General features: G+C 72.6%; 19 protein-coding genes, 1 tRNA gene and 1 pseudogene. 9 read left to right on the forward strand and 12 right to left on the reverse strand.

Translation table 11 applies throughout. From position 1 onward, the window contains the following. Nucleotides 1-87 precede the first annotated feature (87 nt). The 3 genes and pseudogenes from ACWD12_RS37645 to ACWD12_RS37655 all read left to right on the forward strand — a co-directional run bounded on the left by ACWD12_RS37645 (nt 88) and on the right by ACWD12_RS37655 (nt 1,412). Nucleotides 88-161, forward strand: a tRNA-Thr gene (locus ACWD12_RS37645). Nucleotides 162-258: 97 nt separating this feature from the next. Continuing rightward, nucleotides 259-862, forward strand: a pseudogene (locus ACWD12_RS37650) (SAM-dependent methyltransferase). A gap of 52 nt (nt 863-914) precedes the next feature. Further along, entirely contained in the window at nt 915-1,412 is a 498-nt protein-coding gene (locus ACWD12_RS37655) for a hypothetical protein (protein ID WP_450103381.1), read from the forward strand. Nucleotides 1,413-1,424: 12 nt separating this feature from the next. Here the strand turns inward: ACWD12_RS37655 and ACWD12_RS37660 are convergent, their stop codons facing one another. The 3 genes from ACWD12_RS37660 to ACWD12_RS37670 all read right to left on the reverse strand — a co-directional run bounded on the left by ACWD12_RS37660 (nt 1,425) and on the right by ACWD12_RS37670 (nt 3,609). Further along, the gene (locus ACWD12_RS37660) at nt 1,425-1,679 is read right to left on the reverse strand and encodes a hypothetical protein (RefSeq protein WP_450103382.1); all 255 of its coding nucleotides are present in this window, start codon (nt 1,677-1,679) and stop codon (nt 1,425-1,427) included. A gap of 135 nt (nt 1,680-1,814) precedes the next feature. Then, nucleotides 1,815-2,210, reverse strand: a complete 396-nt coding sequence (locus ACWD12_RS37665) for a DUF4180 domain-containing protein (protein WP_450103383.1) — start codon at nt 2,208-2,210, stop codon at nt 1,815-1,817. A 124-nt stretch (nt 2,211-2,334) separates the two neighbouring features. Further along, nucleotides 2,335-3,609, reverse strand: a complete 1,275-nt coding sequence (locus ACWD12_RS37670) for a hypothetical protein (protein WP_450103384.1) — start codon at nt 3,607-3,609, stop codon at nt 2,335-2,337. Nucleotides 3,610-4,054: 445 nt separating this feature from the next. Here ACWD12_RS37670 and ACWD12_RS37675 point away from each other — a divergent pair, with 445 nt between their 5' ends. After that, a complete protein-coding gene (locus tag ACWD12_RS37675; protein ID WP_450103385.1) occupies nt 4,055-5,506 on the forward strand; it encodes a hypothetical protein in 1,452 nt (483 codons plus the stop codon). A gap of 122 nt (nt 5,507-5,628) precedes the next feature. After that, nucleotides 5,629-6,177 (forward strand): GNAT family N-acetyltransferase, encoded by a 549-nt coding sequence (locus tag ACWD12_RS37680; protein ID WP_450103386.1) that lies wholly within the window; start codon nt 5,629-5,631, stop codon nt 6,175-6,177. Nucleotides 6,178-6,498: 321 nt separating this feature from the next. On the opposite strand, the gene ACWD12_RS37685 is transcribed toward ACWD12_RS37680, so the two are convergent. Then, nucleotides 6,499-7,755: an ROK family transcriptional regulator gene (locus ACWD12_RS37685; RefSeq protein WP_450103387.1), complete on the reverse strand. Its 1,257-nt coding sequence runs from the start codon at nt 7,753-7,755 to the stop codon at nt 6,499-6,501. A 163-nt stretch (nt 7,756-7,918) separates the two neighbouring features. Between ACWD12_RS37685 and ACWD12_RS37690 the strand changes: the two genes are divergently transcribed. Together ACWD12_RS37690 and ACWD12_RS37695 are read left to right on the forward strand one after the other, a co-directional pair. Beyond that, nucleotides 7,919-9,397 (forward strand): carboxylesterase/lipase family protein, encoded by a 1,479-nt coding sequence (locus ACWD12_RS37690; RefSeq protein ID WP_450103388.1) that lies wholly within the window; start codon nt 7,919-7,921, stop codon nt 9,395-9,397. 263 nt (nt 9,398-9,660) lie between these two features. Beyond that, nucleotides 9,661-10,638: a hypothetical protein gene (locus tag ACWD12_RS37695; RefSeq protein ID WP_450103389.1), complete on the forward strand. Its 978-nt coding sequence runs from the start codon at nt 9,661-9,663 to the stop codon at nt 10,636-10,638. Between the two features lie 227 nt (nt 10,639-10,865). Here ACWD12_RS37695 and ACWD12_RS37700 read toward each other — a convergent pair whose 3' ends face one another. Further along, nucleotides 10,866-12,740 carry a hypothetical protein gene (locus ACWD12_RS37700; protein ID WP_450103390.1) on the reverse strand — a complete coding sequence of 625 codons (1,875 nt, stop codon included), beginning with the start codon at nt 12,738-12,740 and terminating at the stop codon, nt 10,866-10,868. Nucleotides 12,741-13,004: 264 nt separating this feature from the next. Continuing rightward, a complete protein-coding gene (locus tag ACWD12_RS37705; protein ID WP_450103391.1) occupies nt 13,005-14,144 on the reverse strand; it encodes a LacI family DNA-binding transcriptional regulator in 1,140 nt (379 codons plus the stop codon). Nucleotides 14,145-14,352: 208 nt separating this feature from the next. Between ACWD12_RS37705 and ACWD12_RS37710 the strand changes: the two genes are divergently transcribed. Both ACWD12_RS37710 and ACWD12_RS37715 read left to right on the forward strand, forming a co-directional pair. Next, complete coding sequence (locus ACWD12_RS37710) at nt 14,353-15,462, forward strand: ABC transporter ATP-binding protein (RefSeq protein WP_450103392.1); 1,110 nt, start codon at nt 14,353-14,355, stop codon at nt 15,460-15,462. 128 nt (nt 15,463-15,590) lie between these two features. Continuing rightward, nucleotides 15,591-16,046 carry a PPOX class F420-dependent oxidoreductase gene (locus ACWD12_RS37715; protein WP_450103393.1) on the forward strand — a complete coding sequence of 152 codons (456 nt, stop codon included), beginning with the start codon at nt 15,591-15,593 and terminating at the stop codon, nt 16,044-16,046. Between the two features lie 268 nt (nt 16,047-16,314). On the opposite strand, the gene ACWD12_RS37720 is transcribed toward ACWD12_RS37715, so the two are convergent. The 6 genes from ACWD12_RS37720 to ispD all read right to left on the reverse strand — a co-directional run bounded on the left by ACWD12_RS37720 (nt 16,315) and on the right by ispD (nt 22,430). After that, nucleotides 16,315-17,589, reverse strand: a complete 1,275-nt coding sequence (locus tag ACWD12_RS37720; protein ID WP_450103394.1) for a TQO small subunit DoxD — start codon at nt 17,587-17,589, stop codon at nt 16,315-16,317. A gap of 391 nt (nt 17,590-17,980) precedes the next feature. Then, on the reverse strand, nt 17,981-18,949 hold the full coding sequence (gene rlmB / locus ACWD12_RS37725; RefSeq protein WP_450103395.1) for a 23S rRNA (guanosine(2251)-2'-O)-methyltransferase RlmB: 969 nt from the start codon (nt 18,947-18,949) through the stop codon (nt 17,981-17,983). Between the two features lie 189 nt (nt 18,950-19,138). Beyond that, the gene (gene cysS / locus ACWD12_RS37730) at nt 19,139-20,551 is read right to left on the reverse strand and encodes a cysteine--tRNA ligase (RefSeq protein ID WP_450103396.1); all 1,413 of its coding nucleotides are present in this window, start codon (nt 20,549-20,551) and stop codon (nt 19,139-19,141) included. A gap of 42 nt (nt 20,552-20,593) precedes the next feature. Beyond that, complete coding sequence (locus ACWD12_RS37735; protein ID WP_450103397.1) at nt 20,594-20,986, reverse strand: PPOX class F420-dependent oxidoreductase; 393 nt, start codon at nt 20,984-20,986, stop codon at nt 20,594-20,596. A 58-nt stretch (nt 20,987-21,044) separates the two neighbouring features. Further along, on the reverse strand, nt 21,045-21,551 hold the full coding sequence (ispF, locus tag ACWD12_RS37740; RefSeq protein WP_358364326.1) for a 2-C-methyl-D-erythritol 2,4-cyclodiphosphate synthase: 507 nt from the start codon (nt 21,549-21,551) through the stop codon (nt 21,045-21,047). Between the two features lie 150 nt (nt 21,552-21,701). Further along, nucleotides 21,702-22,430 carry a 2-C-methyl-D-erythritol 4-phosphate cytidylyltransferase gene (gene ispD / locus ACWD12_RS37745; protein WP_358364329.1) on the reverse strand — a complete coding sequence of 243 codons (729 nt, stop codon included), beginning with the start codon at nt 22,428-22,430 and terminating at the stop codon, nt 21,702-21,704. Between the last annotated feature and the right edge of the window lie 521 nt (nt 22,431-22,951).

Here is a 22,951-nt window from a genome sequence, read left to right on the forward strand (position 1 = left end):
GCGCGTTCGGTACAAACCCGTCGCCCTCTCGGACCGGTGGCTTGTAGCGTGTGAAGCTCAGTGCACAATGGACACCGCACAACCCCGGCCCCGATAGCTCAGCTGGCCAGAGCGCCGCTCTTGTAAAGCGGAAGTCGTCGGTTCGAACCCGACTCGGGGCTCCTCAAAGGCCCAAGTCAGACTCCCCTGACCTGGGCCTTAGCCATTCCCAGCCCGCTCCCCGACGCGCCGCGCCCCGTCTTCGCCATCTACTCCCGGATGCGGCGCGAACTGTGGCGGGGGCGGTACCCCGTCGGGGTGGGGTGTGTACGCCACCGACACGGGGCCCGCCGCGCGACGTCCACCAACGACAAAGCGTGGCGGTGCCAAAAGGCTCCGCCACGCTCACCGCTTCCTACTCCGCGTACACGGGGGCTCACGGCGCCGCAGCCTCGCAAGCCTTCCGATCCGTTCACCAAGGTCGCCACCGCCGACCTGCGTGACCCCGTCGACGTGCTGTCCCGTCCCGAGGTCGCGGACCTCTTCGACTTTTCCCGGCCGATCGCGCTGCTGATGCTGGGCGTCGTGCACCACCTCGGCGACGCCGAGGACCCGAACGGGGTCGTCGCGGCGTACCGTGACGCCGTCGCGCCCGGCAGCTACCTCTACCTCACGCACTCTCTGCGCGAGCGGGCCCGAGGCTGCCTCGATGGAGCAGTTGATACTACGGAGCCTCGGCAGCGGGCGGTTCCGCACAGTCGCAGAGATCGAGGCGTTCTTCGACGGGTTCGCGCTGGTCGAGCCCGGGGTGGTGCCGCTGGTCGCGTGGCGGCCCGACGAACCAATCGACGATCCCCTGCCGCCGTACCAGCGGGTGTCGTGAGGCGGGATCGGCAAGTTGCGCCGGACGACGAGCGCCTGAGGAGGGCCCGCACATGGCAATGCGCAAAGCCACGATCCTGCAGCAGGTCGGACATTCCATTTACCGGCAGAACCCGACCGACCGCCCCGTCGTCACGATCATGGCGATGAGCGGGCCCCATCCGATGATGATGGCGATGATCACGCCGCTGTGGCTGCTCTTTGTGAAGTCCTACTTCATCACCGTCACCGAGCAGGTCGTGCTCGTGCAGCGGGCGAGCAAGTGGACTGCGCGGCCGCACGAGGTTCTGTACGCGATCCCGCGCCACCCGGCGCCCTATCTGATCGGCGACGTCCGGCCCGCCGCGCTCTACAGCTCCTTCCGGTTCATGCTGCCGGGGGGCCAAAAGCCGAGCCGCATCAATGTGCACCGCATGTGGCGGGATGAAATGCACTACCTGATGCAGGTCTTGTACGGGCATGCGCAGGGCGGCCCGCAGGTTCCCATGCAGCAGCAGCCGTACCCCGGCCAGGCGCCACACCCGCAGCGGACGCATCCCTACGGGCAGTAGCAGGCAGATTTGTCACGCGGACTCGTCCGGGTCCGGCGGCACCGGGCGGCTGGCGCGCTTGGCTGCCGGACTGATGCCGTTCTCGCGGGCCAGCTTGCGGACGTACGCGACGTTGAAAGGCGAGTGGGCCGCGACGTCGGCGGGACGGATGCCGGCGCGCAGCGCTTCGACCGCCGCCACGGCGGCGTCGCGCTTGGCAGCCTCAAATGCCGCCTCGGCGTCGCGGAAGCGAGCAGTGGCCAGGTCGAGGGCAGCCGTCTCATCCATGACGGTCAAGGTAGCGCCCCCCGGCCGGACGCAGGCACACGGGCACGCGAGAAGCCCGATGGCCACGAGAAATGCGGAGAAACGGAACGCGGAGCGCGGAGCGCGGAAACAGGAAAGCGGAACGTAGCAGTCCGCTCAGCTGGTGACGGGCCCGTCGGCGGCAGCAGGCGGGGCCAGGCGAGCGCGGAGTGCCGCGAGATCGGGCACGAACCACAACTGGCGTCCCTGGTCCGCCTCGTGGACGAAGTCGCGGAACGCCTTGCTTGCGGCCGTCCTGGGGGCCACGTCACCCAGGACGGCCAGTCCGATGCGGTAGTTCGCGAACTTCTGGACGATGTCCCCCGCGACCCGGGTTCGCAGGTCGAAGAAGCCGTCCCCGAACCGTTCGACAGGCACGGCCACCCACGTTGCGCCGTGGCCGAAGGCGTCACCGATCAGGTCGGTGGCATCGTGTTCGCCGCCCACGACGCCACCGTCCGGAGCGCACACCAAGACCGGTGTGCCGTGCATGAGTTCGAGTACGTCGGACATGACCGCGCGGCTCCCTTGTGATGGGTGTGACGCGGCCGTGCGGCGCCCCCACAGCACCGGCGCGGACGTCACACAACGTCTCGTCGGAGTGTAGGGGCGCCCACATGTCGGGCCTGACTCATTTTCAGGCGGGCACTGCCCTCCTGGGTTTGGGGACGCGACCGACGGCCGGCCGCAGGCGCCTCGCCTGGTCCCGCAGGTGCGGCGCCAGGACGTCGAGCCCGCGGTGGTTCCCCCGCGCGATCCGATGCAGGAGTTCCGCGGTCACCACGATCTCGGCGACGCGCCCGTCCGCGGTGTCGAGTTCGGGGAACGCGGCACGCACCCGCGCGGCAAGCTCCGGGACCGGCAGGCTGTGCGCGTACAGCGTCGCCGCGTCGTAGCCGAACGGGGCGCGGCCCCACGCCGCCCAGCCGAGCAGTTCCGGTCCGGGCTCGGTCCCGGCCTCGGCAGCGAGGTCGGGACCGAGGTCCGGGGCGCCCTGTGTGAGATTGGCCCAGTGCAGCGAGCCGTGGGCCGGCGCCATCGCGCGCAACGTCGGTGCCCTGAAACCGAGTTGCTCGGGTACGAGGGTGTCGATCCAGTCCTGGTGCACGATAGTGCGCTGGGTGCGCGCCCGGGCGACGATGCCCAGGGTGCGCCGCAGGTCGCTCCACCATGCGTCGGGCAGGTCGATCAAGGTCTCCGCCGCGGGGCTCCACGAGCATCGCGGTGCCCCGACGTACTGGAGGAGTTCGGCCCGGTAGGCGTACGCGCCGTCCGTCCAGTCGCGCACGTCCAACAGCTTGGGCCGCCGGTCGACGAAGTCGCCGAACCGGTCTCCGAACAAGTCGCCGAACGCGAACTCGGCCGTCCTGTTGCCCTGCCAGCGCCGGTCGGCGGCTTTGGCGACCGGAGTGGTGAGCACACGAAGCCACGCGGGCACGCCGCCGCCCGCGAGTTCGGTACGCCGGCCCGCGCTGCGGCCGCGTCGCCCGTGCACGGTCGGCCCGGCCGCGACGCGGTCGAGGAGGCGGGCGGCGTGGTCCAGCGCGGCGGCGAGGCGCGCGGCCGCGGCGGGGTCGGGGTCCGGCGACGGCGCCGACGGCTGAGGGATGCCGTTCAGCGGCTCGGCCTTCCGCACCGGCGTCGTTGCCGGGACGGAGGACGGGACGGAGGACGCAGCGACGGACGGTGTGGCGGACGAGGCGGATTCACCGGAGCGCACGGCGTACAGCGAACGCTCAGGCTGCGCGGTGCGCTCGGCACCGGAAGGGCTCTCGGCGGGAGAGGGGCCGTCGGAGTGGGACGGGCTGTCCGGGTTGGCGGGGTCCGCCTGGTGCGTGGGGCCGGCGGTTGTGGACCCCTGTTTCGCACGCCGCCGCGGCCGCGTGGTCTTCTGCGGAGTCGAAGGGCTCATGACTACTGCGCACCGCCGTCGACGGGCCACGGGCTCTTGCCGCCCCCGGGTGACCGCAAAGTACGCTCGGTGCCAGGCCTGTTCGGTTCCATCGAAAAACCTCCAGATGTGCGCCGACCCCGCCGGGGACGTCCCCGACGCGGCCTGTGACGGGTGGGCGACCCGGCGAGGGAATCACCCACCCGGTGCGGACCCGGCGTCATTGGCGTGTCCGCACAACCACATATGTCGAGCGTCACCCGGACCGCCGCGCGCGGATACCGTCGTCTTACCGTCGTGGCCACCGTCCTCCGGGGGCGCGACGGCGCCGCCACGGCGTATTCGTGTCGCGGTGGCCGACATGCGAACCGTCGTGTCGCCGTCGTCTTCGCGCGATGGATAATCGTGGAGATCCCCGGGGCTACCGTCGAAACTGGACGAGCTGCACCGCCCACGCGGGGGTTCGATGGCTGAGAGTTCCAGGGAAGAGACGACGGCGCCGACGCTGCTGCGGGTTCTGGTGACCCGCCGCCACTGGCAGGTCTACGAGACCTTCCGGCACCACTACGAGCGCGCCGCACAAGCCCTCGCCGAGCGCGAGGGGGACCGCCGGGTACGCGGACTGACGGTCTCCAAGCGCCAGTTCGAGCGCTGGTACGGCGGCGAGCTGAAGACTCGCCCCTACCCCGACCAATGCCGTGTCCTGGAGGCGTTGTTCGACCACCCGGTCGACGAACTCCTCGGCCCTGCCCAGCCCGAGCACACCGCGTCGCCCCGAACGGTCCCGACGCTGTCCGTCCACCGCTCCGCGGCGGCACGGACGGTCGAACCGGCGCCCCGGGCCGGGCCGCTCGCCGCCACACTGGATACCGGCACCTGGGGCGACCCGGGAACCGGTGAGCGGGAGAGGCAGGTCGAGATGGCCGCACGTCGCGCGTTCCGATTCGGCAGCGCAGCCGAGGGCAGCACCGTGGTGCCCGAGACCCTGGCGCAACTACACGACGAAGTACGGCGCCTCGCCGACGCCTATCCGAGACTGCCGCTCCCCACGCTGCTCGGTGATCTGGTGGAGGTGCAGGACACCACGTTCCGGATCCTCGAGCACGGTCGGGTACGCCCGTCCCAGGCCAAGGAGTTGTACCTGCTCGCCGGCATGACCTCGGGCATGCTCGCGAAGGCCAGCCACGACGTCGGCGATCCGCGCTCGGCGATGATGCAGGCACGGACCGCGTACGTCTGCGCCGACAACGCCGACCACCCCGCCATGCGCGCCTGGGTGCGCGGCATGCAGTCGCTGATCAACTACTGGGCGGGACGGCCCCAGGAGGCCGCCCGGTACGCCGCGCTCGGCACCGCGGTCGGGGAGGACGTCCGCGGCACCACGTCCATTTGGCTCGCGTGCCTGGAGGCACGCGCGTACGCCCTGCTCGGTGACGCGCCGAACGCCCGTGCGGCGGCGGCCCGCGCCGAGGACACCCGCGACGCGCTGCGGCCGGACGACCTCGACTCCTACGGCGGCATCCTCACGTTCCCGCGCGCCCGCCAGCTCTACTACGTCGCGGAAGCCGTGGTCCATCTGCGCGACGACCCGCGCGGCGCCCAGGCGCAGGCGGACGCCGCGGTCGCCGCGTACCGCGACGCCCCTCCCGAGGAATGGGCGTTCGGCGACGAGGCCGGCGCGCAGACCAACCTCGCGCTGTCCCGCGTCGCGGCGGGCGAACTCGAAGGTGCCGTGGAGGCCGTGCGTCCGGTTCTGGAGCTGCCGTTCGACCAGCGCAACTTCGGCGTCCTGGTGAGCGTACGGCGCGTGCACGACGCGCTGTCCGACGCGCGGTTCCTCGGTACCCGGGCGGCGGCGGACGTCCGCGAGGAGATCGAGGAGTTCACCGCCGGCCCCACGACGGCGCAACTGCACTGAGGCCGTACAGGGGGCTTGCGAGTTCGTGCGGGGCGCGACGCGACGGGCGCGCCCCGAGGCGGACGGAACGCGCACCGCCGTTCCGAGGGTACGCGCGGCGCCCACCCGGGTAGATCGGCCGCATGAACTCGGTCGAAGTGCGGGGAAAGCGCCTGCGGCTGCGCGAACTGGACCACGGCGACGCCCCAGGGGTGCTGGCGATCTACGGAGATCCCGACGCCACGCGCCACCTCAGCTTTGAACCGAGGTCCGCCGAGGAGGTCGACGGCGTCGTGGCCCGCGCCATCGCGTCGGCCCATGCCGAACCACGCGACGAGTACGTCCTCGCGGCCGTCCCGCACGACGCCCCTGACGACATCGTCGGGGTCACCCGCCTGGCCATCGAGCCGCAACTCGCGGCCACCATCGGCTTCGCGCTGCGCACCGACATGTGGGGCAAGGGTTTCGGCACCGAAACCGTGCACCTGCTCTGCGCTCTCGGCTTCACGCAACTCGGGCTGCACCGCATCTGGGCCGCCCGGTCCCCCCTCAACACCGCCTCCGCCGAGACGTTGCGCAAGGCGGGGATGAGCGAGGACGGCCGCATCCGGGACCACGTGTACGTACGCGGGGCCTGGCGGGACTCGATCCTCCACTCGATCCTCGAACACGAATGGCGGTCGCCGTGGTGAGCAACCGCGGATCGCCACGCCGCCCCGGCGATCCGCGGCGAGTTCGCCGAGCACGGCTGCGGCATCGTCGTGCTGACGCGCGGGGTCGACCGTCGCCTCTAAGTCCCGGATTCGACCGCCGAGTTCCTTCGCGGCCAGGGCATCGCCGTGCCGGTGGCCGACACCACGGCCGCGGTCGCGGAGTACAACCGCCTGGTGGAGGAAGGGTCGGCGGTCTCTTCCACAGCACCTGCTGAGGCCGCCCCACCGAGAGCACGGGACGAAGCCGGGCACGAAGCGGGCATGAGGCGGGCACGGCGAGGGCTGCGGCCGGAGGTACGGCTACGCCATCGGCACCGTTGTCGGGTCGTCGAGGGTGGCTTCGCGGCTGATGCGCAGAGCGCCATGCAAGGTCGCGTCCCCGCCCAGGACGCCGAGCACGATGGCCGGTTCGAGACGGTCCGCGACCGCGCGGCGTCCTTCCAGCGCCTCGGCGATGCCGGGGAGGAGCCAGCGGCCCCAGGTGGCGAGGTAGCCGCCGAGGATGACCTCGCCCGCGTCGGTCAGCCCCCAGATGGCCAAGACGGCCGCGCCGAGCGTGCGGCCCGCCCCGGTGAGGACGGCGACGGCCGTCGGGTCGTCCGCGCGCAGGCGGTGGTCGAGTTCGGTGAGCGCCGCGGGCAGTCCGTCGGCCGCCGCGAGGTCGGCGAGGCCCGCGGCGGTGGCCAGTGCTTCCGGGCCGACGTACAACGCCAGGCACCCGCGGGCGCCGCACCGGCATTCGGGGCCGTCGAGAGCGAGCGGGACGTGGCCGATCTCGCCGGCCATACCGCGTGACCCGGTGTGGATGCGGCCGTCGATCAGCAGCCCGCCGCCCACTCCCGTGTCGGCCTTGATGTAGGCGACGGTGTGCGGCGGTTCGCCGGACGGCCGGGTCGCCGCGATCCGCGCGTGGTATTCGGCCAGCGCCGCGACGTTCGCGTCGTTGACGACGTCGACCGGGCAGGCGAGCGACGGCAGGTGCTCCTCGACGAGCGCGCGCAGGTCGGTGCGGTGCCATCCGAAGTCGATCGCGGCGGGCACCGTGTGCCCGGGGCCGGTGACCGGCGCCGCCATCGCGACGACGGCCCGTGCCAGGTGCGCCCCTTCGTGCCCCGCCACCACCGCGGCCGCCCGCTCGATCTCGCGGGCGATCACCACGGCGAGCGGCCGGGGGGAGCCGTACGGCGCGCGGTGCGGCTCCGACACGCGGTGCACGACCGTTCCCGCGAGGTCGCCGACCATGACCTCCACCCGTTCGAGCGTCACCTGCACCGCGATCGCCATCACCCGCTCCGGGACCACCCGCAGCAGCCGCCGCGGCCGACCGCGCCCGCCCGTCGCCGCCGAACCGACCTCGCGGACGAGGCCGCGCTCGATCAGCTCGGCGGTGATCCCGGTGACCGACGCGTGCACGAGGCCGGTGGCGGCGGCCAGCTCGGTGCGCGCGCAGGGCCCGTACGCCGCGATGTGCCGCAGCACGAGCGCCAGATTGTGGCGGCGCACGGCCGCGGTGTCCGCGGGTGGCGCCGTCTGCGGTCGGTCGGTGGGGGCTCTCACGAGGTCGATTGTGCCCTGCGGCGGGTCGGGGGGCGGGGTGGCGGGCGGCCCTGGAGACGGCCGTCACATCTATTTTTTTTAACTCTTGCAATATATGAACGGCCAGACTGATACTCGGGTCGAACGCCGGATTTCCGTTACCTCATCGCAAAGGACCACCACCGTGACCCAGCAGCCGCCGCTCGTCACCACCATCCTGGGCCCGGTCAGCGGCGCCTGGCAGGGCCGGTCCGCCCGCTTCCTGGGCGTCCCGTACGCCAAGCCGCCGGTCGGCGACCTGCGCTTCGCCGCGCCGGTGGCACCGGACCCGTGGACCGAGCCGCTGGCGGCCACCGCGTACGGTCCGACCGCGCAGCGCCGCGCCTTCGGTGACGGCGAGGGGCCGACGATCATCCCCGAGCCGTCCGTCCCCGGCGAGGGCACGCTGAACCTCAACGTCTTCACCCCGGCCCCGGGCACCGGGTCCGCGCTGCCCGTGCTGGTGTGGATCCACGGCGGCGGCTTCGTCGCCGGGTCGGCGGCGAGCCCGTGGTACGACGGCCGCGCGTTCAACCGCGACGGCATCGTGGTGGTCTCGCTCGGCTACCGGCTCGGCATCGAGGGCTTCCTGCACGTCGAGGGCGCTCCGGACAACCGCGGCGTGCGCGACTGGATCGCCGCCCTGGAATGGGTGCGCGACAACATCGCGGCTTTCGGCGGCGACCCGGCCAAGGTCACCATCGCCGGGCAGTCCGCGGGCGGCGGCGCCGTGCAGACGCTGCTCGCGACACCGTCGGCACGCGACCTGTTTCGCGGCGCGATCTCGGTGTCGGGTGCGGTCATGGAGCCGCAGAGCCGCGCAGACGGCCTCGCGGTCGCCGAGCGCCTGACCGCGCGTACCGGGACACCGGCGACGGTGGCCGCGCTGCGCGACCTGTCGGACGACGAAATGCTGGCGCTGCAGGACGCGTTGACGGCACCGGCCGAGGGCGCGGCGCCGCTGCCCGAGCTGGTGCTCGCCCCGTTCGCGGACGGCGACCTGATCCCGGAGCAGGTGCCGGACGCGATCCGCGACGGTTCCGCGAGCCCGGTCCCGCTGATGCTCGGCGCGACGCACCACGAGTTCAACATGGCGGCCGAGTTCAGCATGCCCGACCTGCCGATCGAGGCGGTACGCGGCATGCTCGCACAGGTCGGGCTCGGTCCGGACGCCATCGAGGCGTACCTGCGGCTACACGAGGGCTCGAGCCCCGCGAAGATCCTCGGCCAGGGCCTGACCGACCACCTGTTCCGCGCCTCGGCGGTACGCGTGGCCGAGGACCGTGCCGCGCTCGGACTCCCCACCTGGCTCTACGCGTTCGAGTGGCTCTCGGGAGCGCGGATGATGGGCGGCATGGCGTTCCACTGCCTCGACCTGCCGTTCGCGTTCGACCTCCTCGACGCCGAGGGCGCCGAGGCGTCGACCGGCCCGGATGCGCCGCGGAAGCTCGCCGACGCCATGCACGGCGCGTGGGTCGCGTTCATCCGCGACCTCGACCCGGGCGCCGCGTGGCCGCGCTACACGGGCGAGGAGCGCGCCACGCAGATCTGGAACACCGACCCGAGCGTGGCCTACGACTTCTACGGGCCCGAGCACGCAGTGTGGGGCAGCCGCCGGGGCTGACCCGACCCGAGCGGCTCGTACGGCCGCCTCCGCGCGCCTCGAAACCGCCGCGCATCGTATGCGGGAAGCCACCGCCCTCCTGGACGGTGGCTTCCCGCCTTTCTGCGCTCCACCGGATACCCCCCGGGCGTAGAGGCCTGTGCAGTGCTGTCGAGCTGGGCGAGAGACAGCATCGCGAGTCGCATTGACGCGATACCCCCTGGGGGTATCTAATAACGACCACGGAGGACGACGCCTCCGGAAGACACGGAGGGAACACCGACATGAACCGCCAGACGCACACCGGACACGACACCCAGGCCCCCGCCGCGGAGTCGGCCCACGGCCACGCACACGCCCATGGCGCGGGAGGGCACGGCGCGGCACTTCCGGGCGGCCTCCAGGTCTCCGAACGCGGTTACACCCTGGTGCCGACCTCCGATCCGCTGCAGGTCGGCATGCCGACCGACCTCCGCTTCCGGATCATCGGGCCGGACGGCAACCCCTGGACGCGGTACGACCGTTCGCACGGCAAGGAACTTCACCTCATCGTCGCCCGCCGGGACCTCTCCGGCTTCCAGCACGTGCACCCGGTGCTCGGCGCCGACGGCACCTGGTCCGTCCCGCTGACCTTCCCGAACGCGGGCGACCACCGGATCTTCGCGGACTTCACGCCGACCGGCGACCCCGCGGGCGGCCTCACGCTCGGCGCCGACGTGGCCGTGGCGGGCGTCTACCAGCCGGTCCCACTGCCCGAACCCTCCCGGACCGCGCACGTGGACGAGTACACCGTGACCCTCGACGGCGACCTCGCCACCGGCGACGGCGGGCTACTGACTATGTCGGTGACCAAGAACGGCCAGGCGGTGACCGACCTGGAGGCGTACCTGGAGGCGTACGGACACCTGGTCGCGCTGCGGCAGGGCGACCTCGGCTACCTCCACGTGCACCCGCTGGGCGAGCCGGGCGACGGCGTGACGCCGGCGGGTCCCGGGATCGTGTTCCACGCGGCGGCGCCGAGCGCCGGGGCGTACCGGCTCTACCTGGACTTCCAGCACGAAGGAGTCGTGCGTACCGCGGAGTTCACCGCGATCGCCGCGCGTCCCGCGCCGCAGGGCGGGCAACTGCCGGAAAACGCCGGACACGACGCGCATGCCGGTCACGGGGAACACGCAGGCCACGCCGGGCATGCCGGTCACGCCGGGGGTGACGGTCACGAAGGCCACGCCCACCACGGCACGCACGGCACTCACGCCGGGTGACACGCCGACGGGGAGCGACGGACAGATCGGCGGACAGATCGGCCGACCGACCGGAGGATCGCACCGCAGCGGCAGTGCGGTGCGATCCTCCGGTCGAGTCGGCTGCGTCCGTAACCGTCGTATCCGTCGCGTCGACCTTGTCCGTCGCGTCGGTCGCATCGGTCGAATTAGGCGAATTGGTCGCGTCGGTCGAATTGGGCGAATCAGCCGTTGAGTCCGCCGGTGCGTCAGCCCTCGTCCGCCCCCGACGACGACCCCGACTCCGCGTCCAACGCGGCCAGGCGCTCCCGCGCCAGCTCCGCAATCTGCCGGGGCATTCGTGGTGTCGCCAACACCAGGTCCGCGAGCGAGCGCAGCACCGTCACCTCGCGCGTGCGGTACGCCGTCACCGCGTCGACGAACCGCTGGGCCACCAACTCCGCGACGTCGTCCCGGACATCGGGCACCAGCCAGGCGGTCGCGACGAGCGCGAACAGCGCCGCGTCGCTCACCCAGTCCTCGGGCCCGAACGCCAGGTCCACCAGCACCGCGCGGCGAACCGAGCCCTCCCACGGCTCGTCCGCCCGGTGGTGGGCGATGCCGAGGCAGGCCCAGATCTGCACGAGGCGTACCCACAAGGCCGGTTCGTGACGGGCGAAGGTCTGCCCCAACTCGCTGTCGTCGGGCGCGGGCGGGTGTGCCAGGACGCCGAGCAGGTCGTCGAGGCCGCAGCCGGCCAGCAATACGGCCCGGTCGTAGGCCAGTGCGGGATGCGGCCACGACGGGTCGGCAAGGCCGCGCACCGCCTCCGCGGTCGCCGGATCCGGTACGCCCGGCACCGGCCGCGCCTCCGTCGAGCCCGGAGCGTACGCCCACACCGCGTACTTGCCCGGCCGCAGCGGCGCCCGCGGGTCCGGCTCCGGGACCGACTGCACGGTCAGCCCGAAGCGCGGGAACGCCCCGCGTACCGCGAGCAGCGCACTCGGCGGTTCCAACGCACTGAGCGAGATCGCGATCTCCGCGTCGCCCGGCTCGACCTGGTCCAGGAGTTGGCGCAGTGTGTTCGTCAACGCCTCGGTGGGGTACGGCACATGCCGCAACCACGCACCTGAGCACGCCCGCGCGACCAGCTCATGGGCGTACCCGTGGTCGGGGTGCGACCGCAAGTGGTCGATCAGCGCTATCAGATGGGCGATGTCGCGGTCCCGGGCCCACCGCACGCCGTGCAGCGCGGGGGCGGCCTTCGGATGTGTGGGGTCGGTCGCGAGCGCGCGTTCGATCCAACTGATGCCCTCGTCGAATCTGCCCTGTCCGGCGAGGAGTTCGCCTAGGTCGACGTGCAGGTCCAGGTCCTCGGGGTGGTCGCGCAGCACGGTGGCCCACAGCTTCTCGGTGTCGCGCTCGCGCCCCACCCGGCGCCACGCGTTGCCGAGCATGATGGCGGCCTCCAGCGAACGGTCCTGCGTCCAGGCCCGGAACGCCCAGTCCACCGCCTCGCCGAGCGCGTCGAGCCGCCGCATGAACGAGGACCCGGCCCACAGCAGGAAGCCGTGGCCCGGGTGAGCCTGCGTCATCGCCACCGCCAACTCCGCGAACGGGGCCAGCTGAGGCCGGTGTTCGTCGGGCACGGGGTCGTCGAGCACCTGCACCATGCCCAGCATCGTGCGGGCGAACGCCTCCGGGTCCAGGCGCGGCACGAGGTCCGGACCCAGCCACCCGGCCGAGGCCGCCCACGGGCGGTGCGGCTCGTGTGCCGCGACCTGGGAGAGGCCGGTCAGCGCACGGTCGAAGTCGCCCGCGGCGGCCTGGAGATGGGCGAGCGCCGCGGCACTGCCCGCGAACATGCCGCCGTGCTCGTCGGGCCCGTACAGGCCGACGCCGCCCTCGGGCGCGCGGGAGGCCAGAACGCCGAGCATTTCGTGCGCCTCGGGCAGCGCGGGCTCGCAGAACAGCGCGTTCGCGACGTGTACGGCGGCGTGTCCGGTCTCGCCGTCGGCGAATGCGAGACGGGCCATCGCCAGCTCGCCGTGTGCCTCCTGAACCGGGTCGCCGACGCCCTCCCGGCCCCCGGAGTCGTGCGGATGGTTGTGTGCCACGGTGCTGAGCCCCCGCTCGTGCTTCATCGCCTCACGATGTGTTCACCGGTGCCGCGACCGGACCCGCCGAACACGACCGAACACGACCGATCTCGACTGGACGCGACCTGACCGCTTCGCCGGTCCCGCCCACGGCACTGGACGAAGATCGACACTAGTCGAGGGGGGAGCGTGCGGGGCAAGGCCGTCCCACGGCCGACCAGAGCGAGCAGGCCGACCAGGCCGGACCCCGGCAGCCGACGACCCGGCCGGACCCCCGGCAGCCCGCTCAGCCGGATCCGGCGCGCGTGCTCACGCCGGCGCGGCAGGGGCGGGTACGTCCCCGACCTGGCCGGGCAGCACCACCACGGGCGCGGGCAGCACCACCGCGTCCCGGTCGTGCGCCGCAGCCGCCTCGACGTCGGCGGGGACCACCACGGTCGGCACCGCTGCGGGCCCGGTCGAACCGCGGACCACCAGCTCGGGGCGGTACACCAGTTCGGTTCGCGGTGCCCGGCCCCCGCCGATCTCGTCGAGGAGCGCACGCACCGCCGCCGCGCCCATCGGCGCGACCGCCTGCCGCACAGTCGTCAGCGGCGGATCGGTGAACGCGACCAGCGGCGAGTCGTCGTACCCCACCACCGAGACGTCGCCCGGCACGGTCATACCGCGCTCGCGCACCGCCCGGATGACGCCGAGGGCCATCAGGTCGCTGCCGCACACGACCGCGGTCGCGCCGCGGTCGAGCAGCGTGCCGGCCGCGGCCTGGCCGCCCTCGACCGAAAACAGCGAGCGCTCGATCCACGGGTCGGCGTCGTCGATGCCGAACGTCTCCCTGAGGCCGCGTCGGAAGCCGGCGATCTTGCGCGCGGTCGGCACGTACCGCTCCGGCCCGACCGCGAGGCCGATGTGCCGGTGCCGCAGGGACGCCAGGTGGCCTATCGCCAGCTCGACGGCGACCGACTCGTCGCTGGAGATGAAGGGCGCGTCGATGCCGTCCGCCCAGCCGTTGACGAAGACGACCGGCAGGCCGCGCTCGACGAGCCGCACGTACCGCGACAGGTCTGCGCCCGAGTCGGAGTGCAGGCCGGAGACGAAGATGATGCCGGAGACGCCGCGTTCGAGAAGGAGCTCGGTGTAGTCGTCCTCGGTCGCGCCGCCCGGGGTCTGCGTACACAACACCGGCGTGTAGCCGTGGTGCGCGAGCGCACGCTCGATGACCTGCGCGAACGCCGGGAAGATCGGATTGTCGAGCTCGGGCACCATGAGGCCGACCAGACCGGCGCTGCGGCGGCGCAGCCGGGCCGGCCGCTCGTACCCAAGGACGTCGAGGGCGGTCAGCACGGCACGCCGGGTGTCCTCCGCGACGCCCGGGCGGCTGTTGAGCACGCGGCTGACGGTCGCCTCGCTGACCCCCGCTTGGGCGGCGATGTCCGCCAACCGTGTCCTCATGGCCGTCCAGCGTAGTTGAAGCGTTCAGAAGGTTTCGGCAGAGGCTTGCATCAGATGCAAGGACTTGCAGGAGAAGGGAGTGACGTACAGGGCTGACAACAGGCCGGTACGGCGGGTACGGTGGCGCGAGTCCACTTAGGTGGACTAGACCATTCGCCCTCCACTCGGATCGTCCGGCACGTTCCTGCCGGTGAAGGGGAGTACCACCATGGCTTCGGTCACGTACCGCAAGGCGTCCTGCACCTACAAGGGCGCCGACCGCCCCAGCGTCAACGCGCTCGACCTGGAGATCGCCGACGGCGAGTTCCTGGTCCTCGTGGGCCCGTCCGGCTGCGGCAAGTCCACCTCGCTGCGCATGCTCGCCGGCCTCGAAGAGGTCACCGACGGCGCCATCCACATCGGTGACCGCGACGTCACCTACCTGGAGCCGAAGGACCGGGACATCGCGATGGTGTTCCAGAACTACGCGCTCTACCCGCACATGTCCGTCGCGGACAACATGGGCTTCGCCCTCAAGATCGCGGGCGTCGACAAGACCACCATCCGCGCCAAGGTCGAGGAAGCCGCCAAGATCCTCGACCTCACCGAGTACCTCGACCGCAAGCCCAAGGCCCTCTCCGGCGGCCAGCGCCAGCGGGTCGCGATGGGCCGCGCGATCGTCCGCGAGCCGCAGGTCTTCCTCATGGACGAGCCGCTGTCGAACCTCGACGCCAAGCTCCGCGTCCAGACCCGCACCCAGATCGCGTCGCTGCAGCGCCGCCTCGGCATCACCACCGTGTACGTCACGCACGACCAGGTCGAGGCCATGACCATGGGCGACCGCGTCGCGGTGCTCAAGGACGGCCTGCTCCAGCAGGTCGACACGCCGCGCAACATGTACGACCGGCCGGCCAACGTCTTCGTGGCGGGCTTCATCGGCTCCCCCGCGATGAACCTCATCGAGGCCGACCTCGCGGAGGACGGCGTGCGCTTCGGCGACGTCGTCGTCCCGGTCTCGCGCGAGGCCCGCGAACTCGCCGCGGCGGAGGGCGCGACCAAGGTGACGCTGGGCGTGCGCCCGGAGCACCTGGAGGTCCGCACCGGCGATGGCCTGAGCAAGACCGGCAACGGTCTCGCGGTCGTCGTCGACGTCGTGGAGGAACTGGGCTCCGACGCCTACGTCTACGGCAGCGCCCAGATCGACGGCGAGGCCAAGAGCCTGGTCGTGCGGGTCTCGGGCCGCAATGTCCCGAACAAGGGCGAGACGCTGCACGTCGTGGCGCACGCGGGCGAGACCCACCTGTTCTCCACCGTGACCGGCGAGCGCCTGGCCGACTGACGGCCCGGAACGCGGCTCCGCCACCAGTAGCGACGCGTACGGCCCCACCGGTTGCGACCGGTGGGGCCCTACGCGTGTCGACGCCCACCGCGCCCCCGGGCGGGCCCGGGCCGGGGAGACTGGACGCCATGAAACGCATGACGCCCGCCGAGACACTGGCCTTCCTCAGGGAAGGGCCGCGCACCGGAAAGCTGGCGACGGTCCGCCCGGACGGGCGGCCGCACGTCGCACCCATCTGGTTCGACGTCGACGAACTCGCCGCCCCCGACAGTGACGGCGTACACGCCGAACTGGTCTTCAACACCGCCGAGACCTCGGTCAAGGGCCGCAACCTGCGGAACGACCCCCGGGTGAGCCTCTGCGTCGACGACGACCGGCCGCCGTTCAGCTACGTCGTCGTCGAGGGCGAGGCCCGGCTGATCGACGATCCGGCGGAACTGAGGACATGGGCCGGCCGGATCGGCGGTCGGTACATGGGCGAGGACCGTGCCGAGGAGTACGGCCAACGCAACGGCGTTCCCGGCGAGTTGCTGGTCCGTGTGGACATCCGGCACGTCGTCGCGCACAAGGGTGTCGCGGACTGACGGGAGCGGGTTCTCCAAACTGTCCGCAGAACCCGCGGTCCCGGCAAGCCGAGCAGCCCGGGTAGACCGGGCAGACCCGTGGGACCCGGCAAGGCTGGCAAATTCGGCAAGGCTGGCAAGCTGGGAATGCCTGGCAAGCCCGGGCGAACGACCGGGCCCCAACGCGACGGGCGTGGCCCGGGAAATCCCGGGCCACGCCCACGTCTTCGCCTCCCCCGTCCTGCGTCGGCGGCACGGCCGCCTCACCGGACACCGCCCGCGTCTCCGATCACCCCCCCAGCAGCCCGCCCAGCGGGTTGCTGTTGCTCGCGCCGCCCGCGTTCGAGGGCTTCTGCGACGTGGCCTTCGGCTGCGTCGTCGCGGCCGCCGGGGCGTTGTTGCCGCCCGTGGTTGCCGCCGGCTTCCGGGTCGCGGTGGCGCCGGCCGGCGTCTTGGCCGCCGGGCTGGTCTTCGGAGCCGTCGACGGGGACGTCGCTGGGCCCTTGGTCGCGCCCGGCGCCCCCGAGGCACCCGAGGTACCCGGGGCGGCGGAGCTGCCCGACTGCGGGGCGGGCGGCGGAGCGACCGCCGGGCCCGGCAGCTGGGGCGCCTCCTCCGAGGCCGCGGGGCCGGACACCGACGTCTCGGGCGTGCCGCCCGCCGGCAGCGTGGTGTCGGGGGCCGTCGGGTGCCCGAACAGCGCACCCGCGAGCAGCGTCAGGCCGACGCCCGCACCCGCGATGATCGAGCCGTACCCGAGCTTGCGGCGCCGGGCGCGTACCGGGATCGTCAGCGGACCGCGCCAATTGCGCAGCGACAGCCAGCAGTCCACCGAATACATCGGCGCGCCCGCGAGTGCCAGCGGGCTCCACGCCGCCAGGAACACCACGTAGGCCGCGTGGTACGGCGACGAACTCCCGCCCACCGCGACCAGCACGCCGAGCGACAGCAGCATGCCGATCATGCCCATCGCCCGGGTCCACAGCCCCAGCAGCGCGCCGACGCCGGCCACCACCTGCCCGAAGGCGAACAGCAGCCCGACCGTGATCGCGTGCTGCGACGCGAGGTCGAGGACGCCGGGCACGAAGCTGCCGCCCCGCAGCACCTCGATGCGGTGCGCGAAGGAATCGGGCGCGTCCGCGTCCAGGAACGCCGGGTCGTACAGCTTGCGCAGGCCCTCCAACAGGAAGGCGATGCCCAGGAACCCGCGCAGCGGCAGCAGGAACGTCCCCGGCTGCAACGGCCCGCGCTTCGTCGGCGCCGGAGGCTGCGCCTTCGCGGCCGAGGACCGGGCCTCCGTACGAGCCGCGGTGCGCGCGGCTGCCGTACGCGAGGTCCGCGCGGCCGCGGTCCGGTCGCGTGCCGGGCGGTCGCGTACGGGTCTGTCGCGCACCGGCGGCATCACCGACGTCGGCGGGTCCGCCCCCGGATCGACCCGCGGCAGCTCGGTGGTGGCGTCGGTCGGGTCCGACCGGAACCCGTCGCGCTGCCCGGGCACCTGCGCCTCGCGCGCACCCTGGGGCGGTCCGATCACCACCCGAAGACTGCGGGTGGCGGCGGACACGGCCGCAGGATCGACCGGGTCCCGTACCAAGGTCGGGACGCTTCCGAAATCCGCGGGTCCCCCACCGCTCAGCCGGTCGTCCTGATCACGCTGGCCACCAAAGCGGCCTTCCGATCTGGTCTCCACGCATCTCTAACCGCGGATCCCCCCGGGAGGATGCGGCCATACGGACATCTATCTTCGAGCCCCGCGACCGGCCCCGGTGACACGCCCACCCGATACGGCGCCAGGAATCACCCGAAGGAGTTCGCCCAGGGCGCCGCCTGGCAGCGCCGCACCGGCACCCGGCAACGCGCGGCAGCCGTGCTCAGCAGCCACGTTGGGCGGCCGCGCCGGGCAGCCGCATTGGGCAGCCGCGTTGGGCAGATGTTGGTCAGCCGCGCCCGACAGGTCAGATGCCGCGCCGGCGCGCGACCTCGTACAGCACGATCCCGGCCGCGACGCCCGCGTTGAGCGACTCGTTGCCCGCCGCCATCGGGATGGCCACGGTCTGGTCGCACGTCTCGGTCACCAGCCGCGACAGGCCCTTGCCCTCCGAGCCGATCACGATGACCAGCGGTTCGTCGGCGGTCGACAGCTCGGCGAGCTCGTCGGTGCCGTCGGCGGTGAGGCCGACCACGAACAGCCCCTGCTTCTGGTACGCCTCCAGCACCTGCCGCAGGTTGGACGCCCGCGCCACCGGCACGCGCGCCGCCGCGCCCGCCGACGTCTTCCAGGCACCCGCCGTCATCCCCGCGGCACGTCGCTCGGGGACGACCACGCCGTGCGCGCCGAAGGCCGCCGCGGAGCGGATGACCGCACCGAGGTTGCGCGGGTCGGTGATGCCGTCGAGCACGACCACGAGCGGCACCTCGCCGTTGTCGTGCGCGACCTCGACCAGGTCGTCGGGGTGGGCGTACTCGTACGCCGGGATCTGCAGCGCGAGGCCCTGGTGGTGGCCGCCCTCGGTGAGCCGGTCCAGCTCGGGGCGCGGCGCCTCCAGCAGCGGGATCGACATCTCGTTGGCGAGCTTGAGGGCCTCGCGCACGCGGTCGTCGGAGTCGATGAACTGCGCGACGTACAGCGCGCTGCCCGGGATGCCGGCGCGCAGCGCCTCGACCACCGAGTTGCGCCCGTACACCAGTTCCACGGTGCCCTTGCCGCCCCTGCCACGCGCGACGCCGGTACGGCCGGTCGGCCGCGCGGCGCGCTTGGCCGCGGCGTTCGCGGCGCGCTGCTTGGCGTGCCCCTTGCGCATCTCGGCAGGCGGCGTCGGGCCCTTGCCGCGCAGCGCACGGCGGCTGTGCCCGCCCGTGCCGACCTGGGGCCCCTTCTTGCTCCCCGGGTTGCGCTTGTTGCGGCGCTGGCTGTTGCCGGCCATGTCGATGTCCCTTCGGTGCTCTCGTCTCGCACGTACAACCGTACGGCCGGGCGCTCGGCCCGGCCGCATGGAGACGGTCGTACGCGAACCGCCGGTGCGGCGGCGACTGGTCAGTCCTCGTGCCGGTGCGCGCACCGGCGTCCTGGTTGCGGTCTCATCGCCCCGTTGCCGGGGTCGGGTGGAGCGGGCTCAGCGGTCGCTGTGCCGCTCCAGGGTCCAGCGCGGACCCTGCGGGGTGTCCTCGACGACGATGCCCGCCGCCGTGAGCCGGTCGCGGACCGCGTCGGCGGCCGGGTAGTCCTTGCGCGCGCGAGCCGCCTGCCGCTGCTCCAGCGCGAGGTGGATCAGCGAGTCGACGACGTGGCGCAGGTCCTCGGTGCGGTCCCCGGCGCCGACGGACACCCACGGCTCGGCCGCCGGGTCGAGCCCCAGCACGCCGAGCATCGCGCGCAGCGCGCCCACCTGGGCGGCCACCGCGTCCTTGTCGCCCTGCGCCAGCGCGGTGTTGCCCTCGCGCACGGTGTTGTGCACGACCGCGAGTGCCTGCGGCACGCCCAGGTCGTCGTCCATCGCGTCGGCGAACGCGGCCGGGACCTCGTCGTCGGCCGGGACGGGCCCGGCCAGTTCGCCCGCACGCTCGAGGAAGCCCTCGATGCGCGCGAACGACGTCGCGGCCTCCTGCAGCGCCGCCTCGCTGTACTCGATCATCGAGCGGTAGTGCGGCGAGGCGAGGTAGTAGCGCAGCACGATCGGCCGCCAGCGCTTGACCATTTCCGACACCAGCACCGAATTGCCGAGCGACTTGCTCATCTTCTCGCCGCTCATGGTGACCCACGCGTTGTGCATCCAGTAGTTGGCGAAGCCGTCGCCCGCCGCCTTGGACTGCGCGATCTCGTTCTCGTGGTGCGGGAACACCAGGTCGAGGCCGCCGCCGTGGATGTCGAAGCGCTCGCCGAGGTAGCGGTGGGCCATCGCGGAGCACTCCAGGTGCCAGCCCGGCCGGCCCCGGCCCCACGGCGTGTCCCACGACGGCTCGCCGGGCTTGGCGGCCTTCCACAGCGCGAAGTCGCGCGCGTCGCGCTTGGCCCCGACGCCCGCGTCGCCCTGGTCGCGCATCGCGTCGAGACGCTGGCCGCTGAGCGCGCCGTACTCCGGGTACGAGTGCACGTCGAAGTAGACGTCGCCGTCCGACGGGTACGCGTGCCCGGTGGTGATGAGCCGCTGCATCAGCTCGATCATCTCCGGCACATGCCCGGTGGCCCGCGGCTCGACGGTCGGCGGCAGGCAGCCCAGCGCGGTGTACGCGTCGTCGAACGCGCGCTCGTTCGTGTACCCCACGCGCCACCACGGCACGTCGGCCTCGCACGCCTTCGCGATGATCTTGTCGTCGATGTCCGTGACGTTGCGGCAGAACACCACGTCGTTGCCCTGGTACGCGAGCCAGCGCCGCAGCACGTCGAAGTTCAGGCCGGAACGGATGTGCCCGATGTGCGGCGGAGCCTGGACGGTGGCACCACACAGGTAGATCGACACGGTGCCCTCGACGAGCGGCACGAAGTCGCGGACCGTGCGGGTGCTGGTGTCGTATAGGCGCATGCTCACCCTGCGAGTTTACGGGGTGTCAGGGCGGGGAAGCTCCCGCATTCAGCCCCGCGTGACGATCCGGTCCGGGGTGACCCGCACGACGACCCGCTCGTTCGCGGGGTCGCCCTCGCGGAACGGCTTGCCGTCGTACCGCTGCGACAGCTCCTGGATCAGCTCGGGCGCGCCGTCGTCCTCCAGCACGGCGGTGCCCCTGACCTCGACATACGTATAGGGGTCGTCCTTCGGGTAGACGAGCAGCGTCACCCGCGGGTCCGCCTCGATGTTCCGGTGCTTGCGGCGGCCCTTGACGGTCGAGACGAGCAGGTCGTCCCCGTCCGTCCGGAGCCAGACGACGGAAAGCTGCGGCCGTCCGTCGGGCAGCAGCGTCGCCATCGTGGCGAAGTTCGGTGCGTCGATCATCGTGCGCGCGGCGTCGGTGAGCTTGTCGGACACGGCGGTTCCTCTCGTCGTCGCTTCGGTGAAGGCTCCGGTGGAGTGGATGCCACGGAGGCTACGGCGCCGAAACCCGCACCACGAGCGCGGTGGCGATCGCCGCGAGCCCCTCGGCCCGCCCGGTCAGGCCGAGTCCGTCGGTGGTGGTCGCGGACACCGACACCGGAGCGTCGGCGGCTGCCGAGAGGGCCTTCTCGGCCTCGGCGCGACGGGGCCCGATCTTGGGGCGTACGCCGACCACCTGGACGGCGACGTTGCCGATCTCGAACCCGGCCTCGCGTACCAGCCGGGCGGCCTCGGTCAGCAGTGCGATGCCGGACGCGCCGGACCACTCGGGGCGCGAGGTCCCGAAGTGCGCGCCGAGGTCGCCGATGCCGGCCGCGGAGAACAGCGCGTCGCAGGCCGCGTGGGCGGCGACGTCACCGTCGGAGTGGCCGGCGAGGCCGGTCTCCCCCGGCCAGTGCAGCCCCGCGACCCACAGGTCGCGGCCCTCCTCGAAGGGGTGGACGTCGACACCGATGCCCGTGCGGGGCAGACCTGCGAGGGGTGACGCGAGTTCGGACATGGGGACTCCGGATAGGGCGGACACGAAAACGGCGGACTGAAAACGGCGGACACGAATACGGCGGACACGACTGGAACGCAACAAGGTAGGGGGCACACGAACCCGACCGCTCGGCCCGCTCCCCGTGCCGCACCTGTTCCACCTACTCGGCTACTCGGCCCGGTCCGCCCGTTGTTCGCGGCGGCGGTTCAGCAGCGCCTCGGCCAGCAGCAGGTCGAACGGCCGGGTGACCTTGAACGCCTCCTCCGACCCCGGCACGACCGACACGGTGACGCCCATGCGCTCCACCATGCCGGCGTCGTCCGTGGTGTCGCCCTCGGGCGAGGCCTCGTGCGCGGCGGCCAGCACATCGCGCCGGAACCCCTGCGGTGTCTGCACGGCGCGCAACGAGGCCCGGTCGACCGTGCGCACCACGCACTCGGCAGCGCCGTCGGGCGCGACATCCGTGACTTCCTTGACCGTGTCGACGACGGGCAGCGCGGGGACGACCGCGAGCGCGCCGGCCTCGATCGTGGCCACCACCGCCTCGACGACCTCGACCGGCACGAACGGCCGTGCGGCGTCGTGCACGAGGACGACCGGGCAGTCCCCGGTCAGCGCGTCGAGTGCGCGGCGTACCGATTCCTGGCGGGTGGCGCCGCCCGCGACGACCGTGACGGGCGCGTCCGCACCCAGTTCGCGCGCGAGCAACCCGCGTACGTCGTCGACACCGTCCGGCGGTGCGGCCACGACCGCGGCGTCGATACAGGGGGCCGCCAGCAGCGACCGCAGCGCATGGACGAGCATCGGCACGTCGCCGAGTTCCCGCAGTGCCTTGGGCAGCCCGCCGCCCAGGCGCAGTCCGAGCCCGGCCGCGGGCACCAGAACAGCAGCTCTCACCGGAGATCCCTCACCCCATCGCGCGGTCCGGACGACGTCCGGATGCCGCTCCGAAGGTACCGGGACAACCGGGTGTACGCGCTCGGCCGCTGGGGAAGGTGCCCCAGCAGGCGCCCAGGCTGGTACCCCAGGTGCCGTGGAGCCGCCGCAACGCGGCAGCGCGCAGCAATAACAACGCCGGACGACGGCGGGTACGACCGCACAACCGCCGCACCGCACGTGGCCGGGTTTTTGCCACGTGCCTGTAGCCCGCGCGTGTCGCCCCGGGCGACCTGCCCGGGTGCGGCGCAGGACGGCGTACGTCACGACGCACCTCGCATCGCGGCGTCACGCCCGGGCAGCACAGCCAGGCGAACGGGCCGACCGGTGTTGAACCGGCGTCCGCCGCCCTCCGTGTACGCCTGTGAAATCCGTCGGTGGGGGCCCGGGCGGCGGGCGCCGGCCGAGCAGGGGCCGGGACGGGGGTCCGCAGAAAAAAGAACGGGTATTCACTGTGCGCGAAGACCAAGATTAATAACGTG

It is taken from the genome of Streptodolium elevatio, from assembly GCF_053592165.1.